This is a genomic window from Octadecabacter arcticus 238 (assembly GCF_000155735.2).
Classification (GTDB): domain Bacteria; phylum Pseudomonadota; class Alphaproteobacteria; order Rhodobacterales; family Rhodobacteraceae; genus Octadecabacter; species Octadecabacter arcticus.
Window position 1 is genome coordinate 3,969,305 of sequence record NC_020908.1, and the last position, 14,845, is coordinate 3,984,149.

The 14,845-nt window shown below is 54.5% G+C and carries 13 protein-coding genes and 3 pseudogenes; 7 read left to right on the forward strand and 9 right to left on the reverse strand.

Going from position 1 to position 14,845, the window contains the following annotated elements; genetic code table 11:
* Positions 1-47: 47 nt before the first annotated feature.
* The 4 genes from lysA to argH are packed head-to-tail and all read right to left on the reverse strand — an operon-like array spanning position 48 to position 3,214.
* Positions 48-1,313 carry a diaminopimelate decarboxylase gene (gene lysA, locus OA238_RS20500; protein WP_015496676.1) on the reverse strand — a complete coding sequence of 422 codons (1,266 nt, stop codon included), beginning with the start codon at positions 1,311-1,313 and terminating at the stop codon, positions 48-50.
* A 12-nt stretch (positions 1,314-1,325) separates the two neighbouring features.
* The gene (locus OA238_RS20505) at positions 1,326-1,646 is read right to left on the reverse strand and encodes a DUF2834 domain-containing protein (protein ID WP_015496677.1); all 321 of its coding nucleotides are present in this window, start codon (positions 1,644-1,646) and stop codon (positions 1,326-1,328) included.
* Entirely contained in the window at positions 1,647-1,823 is a 177-nt protein-coding gene (locus tag OA238_RS33010) for a hypothetical protein (RefSeq protein ID WP_187293084.1), read from the reverse strand. It abuts the gene before it with no gap.
* Positions 1,820-3,214 (reverse strand): argininosuccinate lyase, encoded by a 1,395-nt coding sequence (argH, locus tag OA238_RS20510; protein ID WP_015496678.1) that lies wholly within the window; start codon positions 3,212-3,214, stop codon positions 1,820-1,822. Before argH ends, OA238_RS33010 begins: the two co-directional genes overlap by 4 nt.
* Positions 3,215-3,244: 30 nt before the next feature.
* Between argH and OA238_RS20515 the strand changes: the two genes are divergently transcribed.
* Together OA238_RS20515 and OA238_RS20520 are read left to right on the forward strand one after the other, a co-directional pair.
* On the forward strand, positions 3,245-3,832 hold the full coding sequence (locus tag OA238_RS20515; RefSeq protein WP_015496679.1) for a TlpA disulfide reductase family protein: 588 nt from the start codon (positions 3,245-3,247) through the stop codon (positions 3,830-3,832).
* Between the two features lie 190 nt (positions 3,833-4,022).
* A pseudogene (locus tag OA238_RS20520) lies at positions 4,023-5,262 on the forward strand (ISL3 family transposase).
* Between the two features lie 124 nt (positions 5,263-5,386).
* On the opposite strand, the gene OA238_RS20525 reads toward OA238_RS20520, so the two are convergent.
* Complete coding sequence (locus tag OA238_RS20525) at positions 5,387-6,322, reverse strand: IS110 family RNA-guided transposase (RefSeq protein WP_015496371.1); 936 nt, start codon at positions 6,320-6,322, stop codon at positions 5,387-5,389.
* Positions 6,323-6,838: 516 nt separating this feature from the next.
* Between OA238_RS20525 and OA238_RS34590 the strand changes: the two are divergent.
* Positions 6,839-7,057: pseudogene (locus tag OA238_RS34590) on the forward strand (DUF6444 domain-containing protein); the annotation flags it as partial.
* A 196-nt stretch (positions 7,058-7,253) separates the two neighbouring features.
* On the opposite strand, the gene OA238_RS20535 reads toward OA238_RS34590, so the two are convergent.
* Positions 7,254-8,746, reverse strand: a protein-coding gene (locus tag OA238_RS20535) for an IS3 family transposase (protein ID WP_085982719.1) whose coding sequence is annotated in 2 segments (ribosomal slippage) — positions 7,254-8,296 and positions 8,296-8,746 — 1,494 coding nt in all. Because the reading frame shifts where the segments join, the coding sequence is not laid out codon by codon here.
* Positions 8,747-8,791: 45 nt separating this feature from the next.
* Between OA238_RS20535 and tnpC the strand changes: the two genes are divergently transcribed.
* From tnpC to OA238_RS35200, 4 genes are all read left to right on the forward strand, one after another.
* Positions 8,792-9,862 (forward strand): IS66 family transposase, encoded by a 1,071-nt coding sequence (tnpC, locus tag OA238_RS20545; protein ID WP_015496682.1) that lies wholly within the window; start codon positions 8,792-8,794, stop codon positions 9,860-9,862.
* Between the two features lie 197 nt (positions 9,863-10,059).
* Entirely contained in the window at positions 10,060-10,353 is a 294-nt protein-coding gene (locus OA238_RS35195) for a glycosyltransferase family 2 protein (protein WP_083906792.1), read from the forward strand.
* Positions 10,292-11,314, forward strand: coding sequence for an IS30 family transposase (locus OA238_RS20550; protein WP_015496683.1), 1,023 nt, complete (start codon positions 10,292-10,294; stop codon positions 11,312-11,314). The genes OA238_RS35195 and OA238_RS20550 overlap by 62 nt, the downstream gene beginning before the upstream one ends.
* Positions 11,311-11,757, forward strand: a complete 447-nt coding sequence (locus OA238_RS35200; protein WP_044037271.1) for a glycosyltransferase family 92 protein — start codon at positions 11,311-11,313, stop codon at positions 11,755-11,757. The genes OA238_RS20550 and OA238_RS35200 overlap by 4 nt, the downstream gene beginning before the upstream one ends.
* A 15-nt stretch (positions 11,758-11,772) precedes the next feature.
* On the opposite strand, the gene OA238_RS20560 is transcribed toward OA238_RS35200, so the two are convergent.
* The 3 genes and pseudogenes from OA238_RS20560 to tnpA form a co-directional block, all read right to left on the reverse strand.
* The gene (locus tag OA238_RS20560) at positions 11,773-12,840 is read right to left on the reverse strand and encodes an IS630 family transposase (RefSeq protein ID WP_015494112.1); all 1,068 of its coding nucleotides are present in this window, start codon (positions 12,838-12,840) and stop codon (positions 11,773-11,775) included.
* Positions 12,841-13,080: 240 nt separating this feature from the next.
* Positions 13,081-14,057 (reverse strand): annotated as a pseudogene (locus OA238_RS20565) (IS1595 family transposase).
* A gap of 127 nt (positions 14,058-14,184) precedes the next feature.
* Positions 14,185-14,604, reverse strand: coding sequence for an IS200/IS605 family transposase (gene tnpA / locus OA238_RS20570; protein WP_015496684.1), 420 nt, complete (start codon positions 14,602-14,604; stop codon positions 14,185-14,187).
* Between the last annotated feature and the right edge of the window lie 241 nt (positions 14,605-14,845).

Below are 14,845 nucleotides of genomic sequence, written 5' to 3' on the forward strand. Positions count from 1 at the left end.
GTTGGGGTCAGCGGGCCTCTCCTGTCAAAAGGGATGGCGCGAAACGGCTACATCCATTCCGGTATGGTATCGCGATTGATCATGTCTTCAAAGGTCGGACGTCGGCGGATAACCGCAAATTGATCCCCGTTGACCAGAACCTCCGGTATCAGCGGGCGGGAGTTATATTCGCTAGACATAACAGCACTGTACGCCCCCGCAGATCGGAACCCGACAAGCGCTTCTGGGTCCAATGGCGGCAGCATCCTGCCCTTGGCAAAGGTATCGCCGCTTTCGCAGATCGGCCCAACGACATCATAGGGTGTTTGATCCACGCCTGCGGCAGGTTCGATCACCGGAACAATATCATGCCACGCGTCATACATCGCAGGGCGGACCAAATCGTTCATCGCGGCGTCAACGATCAGAAATTCGCGGTCTTCACCGGATTTCACATAGATCACTTTTGCGACCAAAAGGCCCGCATTGCCCGAAATCAGACGGCCCGGTTCAATCTCGATCTCACATCCCAGATGGCCGACTTCTTCTTTGATCAGCGCACCGTATTCGCGGGGCAGCGGTGGCGCGTTGTTATCGCGCGCGTACGGAATGCCGAGGCCACCGCCAAGATCGAGGCGGGTGATGTCGTGCCCGTCGCTACGCAATTGTTCGGTCAGCTCGGCGACTTTGCGATAGGCAAGGCGGAACGGTTCCAGTTCGGTCAGCTGTGATCCGATATGCACATCGATGCCGATGACTTTGAGACCGGGGAGTTTGGCCGCCATCGCGTAGACTTCGCGGGCGCGGCTGATCGGGATGCCGAATTTATCTTCTTTCTTGCCCGTGGAAATCTTGGCGTGGGTCTTTGCGTCCACATCCGGATTAACCCGCACGGTGATCGGCGCGACGGTGTTCAGCGACAGGGCGACCTGCGACAGCGCCTCCATCTCGGGTTCGCTTTCGACGTTGAACTGGCGAATGCCGCCTTCCAGTGCGAGGCGCATTTCTTCGCGGGTTTTGCCAATGCCGGAAAACACGATTTTATCGCCGGACACGCCTGCGGCTTTCGCGCGCAGGTATTCCCCGCCCGATACGACATCCATGCCCGCACCTGCATCGCCAAGCAGCTTAAGCACCGCAACATTGGACAGCGATTTCACGGCAAAACACACAAGGTGATCCATGCCCGAAAGCGCATCATCGAACAGTTTGAAATGGCGCAATAGTGTCGCGGTTGAATAGACGTAGAACGGCGTGCCGACCTGCGCCGCGATTTCCGCGATGTTGACGTCTTCAGCCATCAACTGGCCGTCGCGATACAAGAAATGATCCATCAGACTCTCAATTTAGGTGCGCGTGGCATCGGTCTGGCCCATGCGGATAAAAATATAAAGTGGCAAACCACAGCTGACCCCGATGCCGAACGTCGCGGGGATGGCAATCAGGCGGACCCAGTGGCGGGTTTGCACGGTCTCGCCGATTACCCAGATTGTCAGTGCGACCGCTGCGATCGTCAGGTCCCAAACAAGTCCGGACGATGCGGCATTGGCGTGCCACGCATCCACCATCGCCATGATGTCCCACGTGTTGGCCTGAAACCACGCGATGAAATACGACATCGGGTGGATCGTGCCCCAGACCGATAAGGCGAAGAAAAGCCAGCGCATCTAACGGCTAAGTCCGACGCTGAACGTCCCGTTCGTCGCCCCGACACCCGCAGTGGTGCCCACGCCGTTCGGCCCGATGTTGATGTCTGCATTTCCGGTCGGGCGAAACGGCGGATCGTTGGCACCGCACGCTGCGACAAATGTCAGCGCCAGCAGAACAAATATGGATCGCGTCATGACAAATCCTTTTTCCAACGGGCAATCTGCGCGCGCACGTTGTCCGGCGCTGTTCCCCCGTAAGATGTGCGGCTGGCGACAGAATTGTCCACTCCCAGCACGTCAAAGACGGATTTGGTGATGCCCACGTGAACAGATTGCATGTCTTCTAATGTGAGTTCTGGCAGATCACAGTCCTTCTTTTCGGCCATCGCGACAAGTGATCCGGTGATGTGATGTGCATCGCGAAACGGCAGGCCAAGTTCGCGCACCAGCCAATCGGCGAGGTCCGTTGCCGTGGAAAACCCCATCGCCGCCGCGACGCGCAAATCATCTGGCCGCGCTTTCATATCTGCGACCATGCCTGTCATCGCCGCAAGGCCAAGCATCAAGTGGTCAGCGGCATCAAACGTCTGTTCTTTGTCTTCTTGCATATCTTTGGAATAGGTCAGCGGCAGACCCTTCATCACGGTCATCAGCGCTACATTGGCACCAAAAATCCGACCGATCTTTGCGCGGAGCAATTCCGCCGCATCCGGATTGCGTTTTTGCGGCATGATGCTTGATCCGGTGGACCAGCGATCCGACATCGTCACGAACCGGAACTGCGCCGACGACCAGATGACCAGTTCTTCGGCCAGACGCGACAGATGCATGGCACAGATCGAAGCGACCCCAAGAAATTCGAGCGCAAAATCACGCGCGGCGACAGAATCGAGGGAATTGGCCATCGGGCGATCAAACCCCAAAGCGGTCGCAGTGGCGTGGCGATCCAGCGGGAAAGACGTGCCAGCCAGTGCTGCCGCCCCCAGCGGACTTTCATTCATCCGTTTGCGTGCATCCGCGAACCGCGCACGGTCGCGAGCGAACATTTCAACGTAGGCCATCATGTGATGGCCCCACGTCACGGGCTGCGCCACTTGCAGGTGGGTAAATCCAGGCATGACCCAATCGGCGCCGTCTTCAGCTTGGCCGATCAACGATTCCATTAATGCAACAAGCGCGCCGTCGGCTGCATCGCACTGATCGCGGACCCAAAGGCGGAAATCGACGGCGACCTGATCATTGCGCGACCGACCTGTGTGCAAACGCCCTGCGGCTTCGCCCACGATTTCTTTCAGGCGCGCTTCGACATTCATGTGGATGTCTTCAAGTTCGACCCGCCAAGGGAAGGTGCCGCCCTCGATTTCTGACAACACCGTGAGGAGGCCTTCCCGTATCGCGCTCGCATCGCTATCGGTGATGATACCTTGTGTTGCCAACATGGCCGCATGCGCGCGGGAGCCTTCAATGTCTTGTTTTGCCAATCGACGATCAAATCCGATCGAAGCATTGATCGCTTCCATGATCGCATCCGGACCTGCGGCAAACCGCCCGCCCCACATTGCATTTGAGGATTTATCATCCGACATGACACTTGTCTCCAGCGCTAGGATTGCCCGATGAAAAAAGAACTGATTTTCGCAGCCGCCACCGTCATCGGTATTGCAGGTGGGCTATACTTGGCATCCACGGGTGGTGAAACCCCTACGCTGCCAGAAACGGATTTCTCGCAGATCGCTGACATGCGTGAGGGGGATATGTTGAAGCTGCAGTTGGGCGTAGATCGCGGGTCCGATGTTGTGTTCATGCATGAAGACGGGTCCGACCTGACGCTGGCGGCTTATGACGGCAAATTGGTGGTGCTAAATTTCTGGGCCACATGGTGCGCGCCCTGTCGTAAGGAAATGCCGCATCTGTCTGAATTGCAGACAGAAATGGGCGGCGCGGATTTTGAGGTCGTGACGATTGCGACAGGCACAAACCAACTCCCCGCGATGGAACGGTTTCTGGCCGAGATCGGCGTGGAAAATCTGCCGCTGCACACCGACAATAATTCGGCGTTGGCCCGTGATATGGGGGTCGTTGGCTTGCCTGTGACGATTATTCTAAACGCAGACGGGTTTGAAATTGGCCGCCTGATCGGTGATGCAGACTGGGCGAGTGACAACGCCAAGGAAATTTTGGCGGCGTTGCAAGAATTGAATTGAAATCGGTGTCGTTGCGGTGAAGGGCAGGTTTGAAACCTGTCCTACCGAAATTCTGCAACACCACGAGTGACGGCTATAGCGCGTGAGGCAAAAAAGGCTCTTCTCCGCTTTGTTGAGTAAGAAAAGATGCCGACCATCAAGTAACCTATTGATATGTTAGGTTTCTGACAACTTTTCATAGGGCAGGTATATGACCATCGACATCTCGCAACATATTTTACGCCTGAAGGGGCAACGTGTAAATGAAATTGAGCTGGCTGAAGACGGTGCGAAGGTTATTGTTCAGTGCAGTCGGGATGCCCGCAGGAGCGCTATAGACCCTGCAACCGGCAACCGGCAAGAAGGGTAGCATCAACCAACATATTCGCCGACAAGTAAACGACATCCCGTTTTTTGGGTATCCTTGTGTGATTGAGATTGAGCTAGCGCAGGTTTTTATTAGCAAGGGTGAGCGCCGCATTGAGGCGTGTCCTTTTGTTGATAAAGGGTGCCGTTTCACCCATCGATTTTGCCATCTTATCAGTGGATTGTGCCGTCATTTATCCATTCTGGCTGTCTCCAGGCATTTAGGTATACGATGGGAGACGGTAAAGAATATCGACAAGGCATACCTGATGGAAACGCTCCCTGCGCTTGATCCCGCACAGCTTGCTGGCTTGGATTACATTGGTGTCGATGAAGTGGCCCGGGCGAAAGGTCATGACTATATGACGGTGGTCTACGATATGGTCGGAGGGCATCTGATCTGGGTGGAAGCTGGTCGAACTGCCGAAGTTTTTTCAAGGTTTTTGAAACAGCTGCGGCCAGATACAGCCCATAAAATAAAGGCCGTGTCGATGGATATGGGGCCTGCCTACCAAAAGGCTGTCAGGGAGTCCTTGCCGATGGCCGACATCGTATTTGACCGTTTCCACGTCATGAAAAACTACAGCAAGGCTATCCATAATCAGCGTCGCCTTGAGTTCAGGAAGGCCGATCCAAGTGGTAAAGAGTTGATGAAGGGCACGCATTATCTGTTGCTCAAAAATGCGGATAAGTTGACTGAAAAACAAAGTAACAAGCTGCAAACGTTGCTGGAGAGCAATAGCAACCTGAATACGCTTTACGTCTTAAAAGAACAGCTTCAGGCTCTGTGGAGCGCCCCATCATTTGAGGGGATGTCAGAGCAACTGGAAAATTGGTGCCTGATCGCAGATCAGTCACACATGCTCTATCTGAAAAAGTTCGCAAAATCCCTAAGAAAACATTGTGTGGGCATATGCAACTACGCGAAACACAAGCTGACAAGCGCCAGGATAGAGGCTGGTAATGTCAGTATAGGAATGATCCGCAAACGAGCCAGGGGCATCAGAGATACCGAATACTTCAAACTCAAAATTAGACAATCATCCATCCCAGATAATCAATCTATGTTCTATTTGAAATCCTAGAATAACTCAACAAAGCGGAGAAGAGCCGCAAAAACCTCCACAACTGGATGGGATTTGAACGGGGTTTTTGGGAGCGTAAATTGAGTGGGTTTTCGCATGTTCCAAAAACGAGTATCCGTCTTGATCAAGCCCCCTTTGTCACCCAATTTCGATCTGCTTTGATGAGAGCGTTGGCGAGTTCGATGAGCTTTCGCATGAGTGCCGTTATGGCGACTTTGGGGGGCTTTCCTGCTTTGATCAGGGCTTGATACTTAGCCTTGAAGTCTGGGTTGTGTCGCATCGCTACCAAGGCCGGCATGTAGAGTGCATCCCTCACTATTTTCCGCCCACCCTGAATGAATGATTTCCCGCGCCATTGCCCCGATTGACGCGTCATCGGGGCTAGGCCAGTCAAACTGGCCACCTGCTTCCGGTCCATACTCCCGGTCTCGGGCATCTCTATCAAAATGGTGGCAGCACAGATAGCGCCGACGCCTGGAATGGAGCGGAGGATTTTCATCGAGTGCGCCAGTTTATCGCTGGAGTTTATCAAGCGTTCAATTTCAGCATTGATTTCAGCGATTTGCTTATCTACCTGAGCCAAACGGGCTTTGCTTTGGCGGCGCGTGATGGACAGGGTTTGAGTTTTCATTCGGCTCATGATGCCGGTTCTATCCTTGATCAATCCTGACCGAAATGAGCGTAACTCTTTCAGATCGTGTTGAATTTCAGCTGCTGGCTCATCCGGTTCTAATGCAAATGCATTCCCCATGTCTGCCAGCATTTTGGCATCAACAGCGTCTGTTTTTGCGCGCAAGCCTTGGGCTTGTGCAAACCGGCGCGCCTGCAAAGGGTTCACCTTTACCAATGGCAAATGTGCGCCCAAAGCGCGTTCAAGCCCGCTGTGATAGGCACCTGTTGCTTCATAAACAACGCGTGCCACTGCCGTCTTTGCGCAGAACCTGGAAAGCGCCTTAAATCCTGCAGGGCAATTACTAAACGACATCGTCTTCCCGTCGCTTAGCCGGTGAATGTCCAAAGTGGCTTTGGAAATATCGATCCCAATGGTATCATCTGTCATCTTCGTCATATCCTATGCTTGTCCTAGAGGGCTTTGTGCCGCTCTGTAGCCGTTCAGGCCTTTGGCGAAGGTGATGGTTGATCCTACTCGTTTACGGTCCTCAAAAACCAAGGGTTTGCCGATCCAACCACCACCACCGATCAGCACTCTAGAATGCTGATCGGTGGCTCTTGTTTCGCACAAAAGCTGGGATATTCATAAGACAAGGGTTTTTGGAACGGTGCCGAATGGCGGCTGTGCAGACAAAACAATGGTTCAAAACTCATGTTTCAATTCCGGCTATACCCCTTAAACAGGGGCTGGCATGGGGTGCGTTCCCAGCGTCATTTGCCACAACATCTTTCGAAGAAGTGACGCTGACCCTAGATTTAATTTCACAGTAACTCCCAAGCACCCCAGCCGATAACGGGTTTTTGTCAGTTTTGATGTGAGTCTCCTTGACCATTAGGCGCATGAATTTTCTGTTGTGGTCTGAATTTCGTGGCGCTGTGACGATTTCTCTGAATCATTGGTGGAATGGACCAAGTTACTGCTCTTGAACAACTCCTCGCCACGGCTCTGCGCAGGATCGCCGAGTTGGAAGCCGCGTTGGCGAGCATGGCGCAAGAGAATGCGGATCTGCGGCGTCAGTTGGCCAAGAACAGCAGTAATAGCAGCAAGCCGCCTTCGAGTGATGGGTTGAAGAAGCCGGTACCGCGTAGCCTGCGTGGTAAGTCCGGTAAGAAAAGTGGTGGTTAAGTTGGCCACCGAGGCGACACCCTACGTCAGACAGCAACGCCTGACTTTGTGGAGCGACATGAGGCTGAGGCCTGTGGCACCTGTCAGCATGGCTTGACGGCTGGGATGATCAAGGCGGTGGAGAGGCGTCAGGTTTATGACATACCGGTGCCGCGGAACGTGTCAACGACTTTGAGACAGTGGCTTTTGGACTTTAGGCTTGGGTTTCTTCGGTTGGTTTTGGTGGGTTGATCCAGACGGCGGTCGGGATTTGAGGCGGTTTTGGTGGTTTGTGTACGAAGCGTTCGGGCGTGGCGAGGAATGCCGCGTCTAGTGTTGCTTGTCGCGCGGTGTAGATTTCTTGGGCCTGCCCAAAATGGATTTGGTCGGGCGTCATCAGACCAATCCCGGCGTGATGATGGTCTTGGTTATACCATGCAAAGAACCTGCGGCAGAATGCGCGAGCCTGCTCGATGGTTTCAAAGTTCTTGGGGAACTCTGGCTGATATTTCAGTGTTTTGAAGTGGGCTTCGGAGAACGGGTTGTCGTTTGAGGTGTGGGGCCGACTGTGGGACTTGAGCACACCAAGATCAACCAGCATCAGGGCTGTCGTCTTTGCCTTCATGGGCCCACCGCGATCTGCATGCAATGTCAGCTGATCGCGTGGAACCTCGTGTTTTTCCATCGCGTCGATGAACAGCTCTTTGAACTGGCTGGCGCTCTCCGCGTGCTCGACGCGCCAGCCAACAACGCGGCGGCTGAAGATGTCGAGGATGACATAGAGATAGAAGTAGGACCATTTCACCGGGCCCCTCAGCTTGGTGATGTCCCAAGACCAGACCTGATTGGGGGCTTCAGCTAGAAGTTCAGGCTTTTGATAGACGGGATGTGTGCGCTGTCGGCGGCGTTCGCCAACTTCGCCCTGCGCGGCCAATATCCGATACATCGTGCGGATTGAACACAGATAGGTGCCTTCATCCAGCAAGGTGGCAAAGACCTCTGTGGGCGTCTGATCCGCAAAGCGGGGTTCGCGCAGGTGGTGCAATACCTGGTCTCTTTCCCTTTCCGGCAGAGCCCGCGAAGACGCTGCGCGCGGTGGGCGTGTGCGTGGTGGTGCCGTCAGCGCCGCACGCTGTCGAAGAACGCTCGCGCGCGATAATGATAGCGCGGCGCAGACAGCCGAGGTCAAGCCGCTGCCGGTGGGCAATGCAATCGCGACGGCCATCATGATTTGCCGCTGCGCTCTTGCGTCTGCTCCATCTCGTCCAGAAGTCCCGCCACTTTTTTTTGGATGGCAATGATGGCTTCCGCCTGATCCAGACGGCGCCGCAAGGCTGTCACCTCACGGTTGGCCTTGGCCAGCTCAGCTTGCAATGGATTGGCAGGTGCCTTTTGTGGGCCACGGCGCATTGGCTGCAATGCACCCAATGTGCCGGCCGCCCGCGCACGGCGCCAATCGGTCAGTGCAGAGGAATAAAGCCCCTCCCGCCGTAGAATGGCGGAAACCCCGCCAGTGTCTGCCACTTGGTCCGTCTCATCCAGAATGCGCAGTTTGTATTTGGCTGTGAAGTTGCGTCGCTTCGGGATGCTCGTCAGTTCCGCTGTGGGAGCCAACGGCGCATTAACAACGCGGGGAGGCGACGTCGGGGCCAAAACGGCTCCAGATCCAGCATCTGGCGAAAGTGGTGATTGTGAAGGCATAACCATGGGTTCGTTCTCCTACGCACTCAAGTGTAAACTTTAGCCAGTCAATTGTCTCACGCTTATTGGCACGGAGGGCCGCGTCTGGAGGTCACAGAGCATCAGGCAGCGATTTATTGTTGTGGCCATTGCCGAGCCACGACGACAGCCACCTTTCCCGATGGCGTGAATGCACACGTGCAATACGGTAAGCGCATTCGGGCGGCGGCGGTCTACTGCAATGTTCAGCAGCTGATCCCCGAGGATCGGGTCTGCCAACTCCTGCGTGATTTGTTTGGTGCCACCAGCCTATGCGCGGCCAGCGTGACCAACTGGGTGAACGGCACAGCGCGTACCTTGGGTGGCGTCGTCGAACACATTCTGGCCCGGCTCAATGAAGGCGGCGTTCGGCATCTGGATGAGACCGGACTTCGTGTTGCTGGTAAGCTGCACTGGCTGCACTCAATCAGCGATCTCGCCTTCACGCATTATCGCATCAGCGCCAAGCGCGGTGCTGTTCCATCCTTCCTGACCGGCGGGACAATTGTTCATGACCACTGGAAGTCCTATTACGCCCATATGAGTGGGGTGGACGCGCACGCCCTGTGCGGGGCGCATCATTTACGGGAACTCAAGGCCATCGAAGAAATCGAAAAGGAGCCGTGGGCGTGCGCGATGAGCGTGCTGCTCAACAGCGCCAATCAGCTCAAGTGCGCGGCTCAGGGGCGAGGCGAGACCGAACTCCCCACGTCGGTTCACCACGGCATCCTCACCAAATACATGGCGATCCTCACCGAGGGCCTCGCCTTCCATGAGCGACAAGACCCACTGGCTAGACGCACTGGTGCGCGAGGCCGAAAAGCCAGGCGGCCAGGCCATAACCTTCTGGTCCGCTTGCGCGACTACCGTGATGACGTCCTAAGGTTCCTTACGGACTTCACAGTTCCCTTCACCAACAATCAGGCCGAACGGGACCTGCGCATGATGAAGTTGCGCATGAAAATCTCGGGAACTTTCCGCACCCTCGAGGGCGCGCAGGTCTTCGCTGACATCAGATCCGTCATCTCGACGGTCAGAAAACACGGGGGCAATATCCTCGAAACACTCACCCTATCACCACAACAGATCATCGCTCGGCTCTAACGTCGCAAGGGCAACACAAAACCCGATATCCGATGGGGTCCTTGGGAGTTACATTTCACATATAATTTGGAAACGCAAAAATGACCCCATTTTTTCTTGATCGGCCAATCCAAGCAGTTAAAACGTGAAACCATGAGCGAATTTTGCGACGACGCGAGAAAATAAGTTACCCGTTCCGCGTCGGCGTACTTGCTATTATGAAGAACGAGTCCCTAAATATAAAGGAATGGATTGAGCACTATCTCTGGCAAGGTATTGAACAGATTTATCTTATCGATAACGGCAGTACAGACTTGACGCTTGATATTATCAGGCCTTGGGTTGAAAGTGGGCAAGCGAAGATAATATCTCTGACAAAGCCTGCGCGTCAACGCTTAGACTCAAGTTTCAAATGCAACACTCAGAGCCCTTTGGGCATAGGATGTTGTGATGGACATACGAAGCAAGCACCTCAGCAGCGAGGACCGTGGCGTGATATTAGCCGAGCATAATAGGGGCAGCAGTCAGCGGTTGATCGGCCAGCTTTTGCATCGCCCGGCGAGCACGATCTGCCGTGAGCTGGCGCGAGGTCGGCAGGAAGACGGCAGCTATTGCCCGCAAGCGGCGCGGCAGGCCTATGATGCCCGGCGCGCGCGCTGCCGCCGCAAGCGCAAGCTTGTGGAGGGGAGCGATCTTTATCGTTTCGTTCATGGCAAGCTCGTACATCTGCACTGGTCGCCTGAGCAGATTGCGCAGAGACTGCGTCTCATGAAGCCTGATGATCCATCCGCCCATGTGAGCCATGAGACCATCTATGCCGCGATTTACGCGCAGCCACGTGGCGGGCTGAAGGCGGCGATGATCGAGGCGTTGCGTCAAGCGAAGCCTAAGCGTGGGCTGAAGCGCAGGACAGCGGCGGGCAGTGCTATGGTCCCGGAATCATTGCGCATTATCAATCGCCCTGAAGAGATCGAAGCACGACTGGTACCAGGCCATTGGGAGGGCGACCTCATCAAGGGCGCATTCAATCGCTCGTCAGTGGGGACCTTGGTCGAGCGCAAGACACGCTTTGTCATTCTTTGCAAAATGGATGGCAATGGGGCCGAGGCCGCGCTCGACAGCTTCACCCGCCAGATGAGACGACTACCCGCTGCTTTGCGCAAGAGCATGACCTACGACCGCGGCTCCGAAATGGCCTGCCACCCCGAACTCGCCAGACGGTTGAAGATCGATATCTGGTTCTGCGATCCGCATGCGCCTTGGCAGCGTGGCAGCAACGAGAACACCAACGGACTGCTGCGTCAGTACATGCCCAAAGGAACTGACCTGAACGGTGCAAGCCAAACATGGCTGAACGACGTTGCAAACCTGATGAACAACCGTCCGAGAAAAACCCTCGGATGGAGAACACCCGCTGAAGCCATGGCCGACGAAATCGCGGCCTTCAAATCAACCGTTGCACTTGATGTTTGAATCCAAGACGTGAGCATTACATTACCAAACTGCGGAATTTTAAAATTTCTAAAGTATGTGAATGGCTTGTAATAGCGGACATTGATGAGTTTTGGTTCTGTAGAGACGGCAGAAAAATTTCAGATGTTCTCGGAAATATGGATTATCAGACTGAAATTATATACACTAGTTGGTCAGTTTTCGGTAGCAACGGCCATTTAAAGCATCCCGCAAGCGTTCGAACAGACTTTGTCATACGACAGGAGAGATCACCAGCGCAGGCTCGCGGTGAACGCAAATGGATCTGCCGCACAAAGGCGTTGAGACAAGAAAAGAATGTTGGCGTACACCACATCAAAAACGCATGCTCAGGCAAGACGATTACTGATAACGACACCTTCCAACTGAACCACTACCAGATTCAAAGCGAGGAATTTTTTACTATACTCCCGCGCCTGAATTGACCTGAGGTTTTCCCCTCAAATCACTTTGTATTCCTTGAGCGATATGACGCGGAAGTTGTCGGTGACGGTGTCGCGGAACTCTGGCCATTTTTCTGGCAGGGTCTTGCGGAAGAAGTCGAAAATGGCCTCTGTGAATTGGTTGAACGTTGCATAGTGCCGATTGTGGGTGACCCATTTGTGCATAACACCCCAAAGACGCTCGATCGGGTTGAGGTGCGGGGCATATGCTGGCAAGAAATGCAACTTCACCCGACGTTCTGGGCTGTCCAGCCATGGCTGTAGTATCTTGGCATGATGATAGCGGGCATTGTCGACAAAGACGTGGATGGCCGTCTTGGTTTGGTTGTTGCGTTCCAACTTTTCCAGCATCTGTCGGGTTGTCTGGGCATTGATCTTCTCGCCTTCCACAAAGGTGAACTGGAAAGTCTCAAGGTCAAGCGCGCCCTGAATGTTGAGCCGCTTGCGCCCTGATGTCGCCTTCAGGGCCGTCTTTTGTCCCTTGGGGAACCAACCATGGGCGGGGCGGCTCTGGTGTTCGGGGTGGACAGCGTCCGAAAAGACAACCATCTCATCTGCGGCCAACCCGTTCATCAGGGCCTCATATTTGGCAATAAACGCAGCCTGCTTGGCTTCATCGGCCTGTGCAGGCAGCAATTGTGGTTTCTTATACGCGAACCCCAGGCGGCGCATCAGCTTGGCGGCTCCCGACGTGCTGTAGTTTTGGTCGCACTCGGCTAGAACATAGGCACAGACCTCATCGGCATTGCGGGCAGGCTGCGCGGTGAAATGGGCTCTCACCGCCTGCTCTTGCACGACGGACAAATGACCCTGACGCTGGCTGTAGTCCTTCAGACCGAAAAACGATAGTCCCGCACCGGCAAAGGCAAATCGCCACTCCGTCAAAACTGTCGGGCCAATATCCAAAATCCGGCAAACCGTTCCGGCGTCTTCTCCTGCGTCCCAAAGAAGAAACGCGCGCGCCCGTTTCCAAACAAGGGCGTCAACTTTGCGGCGGCGGCAAAGCGCTTCAAGTGCTATGCGCTGCTCGTCGGATAAGGAGACTGTTTTGTATTGCTTGCTCATAAACTCAAAATACAGACTGAACCGCCTTTGGCCATGCGACGAAGTGAATCGCAGGCCCAAAATCGTCAGGTCAATTCAGGCGCAGGAGTATACTACACAAAGGCTTATCCCTTTTAGTCCGGTTGCCCCACATGTTGACGCGGCGCAGAATCTTGCCCTTGTGGCTTTAGAGGCGGATCGGATCAGTTTGTAACGTCTGGTGGGTTTATAGGGCGTGGCTTTTGCCGTGAACGAGGCCCTTCAGGCGCGCTGTTCAACAAAATCACGATATGTCGCTGGCCCGAGACCAACACCGATCCCCAGCAGCGTGTCGAAGGCGCTTCGCATGTGTCGCCGTCGGTTCCAGCGGAACACGAATTCGTCGAGATAGCGTTGTAGATGGCACTTTCTGAGGCCGTGGAAGACGCCTTTTGCCCACGTTTTTAGGTTGGAGAACACGCGGTGGACCCAGTGGAGTATGTCGTGTGCCTTCTTGCCGCTGACGACCTTTGCCTCATGCGTGTTTGCAGGAGGATTTTCGTAACCGAGCCAGCCATCCGTGATGATGTGAGCGCCAGGCTCTACAGCCTGACCAATGAACCCGTGCAGCGTCTTTGACGCGCCGTCGGGAATGTGTTTCATCCTGATACGGCGCGGATGTCCGTCACTTGATAACTCGACGGCACAGACGACAAACATCTTTCCAACCGGGCTCCGCCCACCCTTTGGCCGGTCCTCGGGATCATGCCGGGACCGGAACGGCATCTCTGTTTCATCGATTTCGACAAGGTCTTTCAGGGGGTTGCGGTCAGGGTTGACCATCGACCGCCGCAGCTTTTGCAAGAGGAGGTCGCCGAGAAGCGCCATCGGTCCGAGCGACGATGGCGACCCGTCTTGTAGCTGCCAAGGCCAAGTTGCGCCTGAAGTTGCAGCGCTGACATGCCGTTGGAATGGCTGGTGATGATGTGCGCGGCAAGAAACCAAATTCGCAACGGCAAATGGCTGCTGTGCATTACCGTGCCAGCCGTCACGGATGTCTGCCGTGCGCAACCGGCACATTCCCAAGTCGCGCGATTTCGCTTTAACGGCCAGCCCTTGCAGGTGCCACAGGAAGGACAGACGAAGCCCTCAGGCCAACGATGTTCCACCAGATAATGCGAACACGCTTCCTCATCAGAAAACCTGGCGTCGAACGCGGGGCGGGACATGGGTTTGTCGTTTTTCCATCTGGCTGGCATGGGAAGAACAATACCAGAACATTCTAGATTGGCAAGCCGCTTCGCACTACATCAGGTGCCGCCGGAGCAAAGGGGATAAGCCTTTACTACACAAATGACGCGGGGCGACGCAGCCAAAACTGAACGACTACCGGCTGACGCCGGTAGGTTCCCTTTTTGAATGTAATTCAAGATACTGAAGTATGACAGCGTCAGTGACATTGCCGCTGGTTGTTGAGAAAAATCCGCGAGCCCAAAACCGCTGGCCCCAGTACCGTTTGCGCAGTTCGGGAAACTCGCGCTGTATCTTATAAGACGAGCATCCCTTGATCCGCATCATCACCTTTGACAAAGCTATCTGAGGCGGGACCGATATGAACATGTGGACGTGATCGGTCGACAATACGCCCGTCTCAATATGCACGCTAAGTTCTTGGCATGTTTGGATAATGATTTCACGGATACGCTCACGCATTTCACCGCGCATAACTTTGTATCGGTATTTTGTTGTCCAGACGACGTGAAATCGGTGATAAAATTTGGTGTGGCTTCCTGTGGAATAGATCATAATCTTCCCTCTCATTTTTAAGACCCTTACCGCTTCGCGGGGTCTTAAAAATGAGAGGGAAGATTATAGTACATTACGCTAAAGCGGACCGGCTGGAAGCCGGTGGCTTTAATCCCGTTTGTGGAAAGTAAATGGAACGAGATGCGGACGATGGAGTATTTTAACTCGATTGATCGCCTTGCAACGATTGAAGATCGAGTGCTTGCAAATATGGTAATTCATTCGAGGTAGGGGTAGAAAA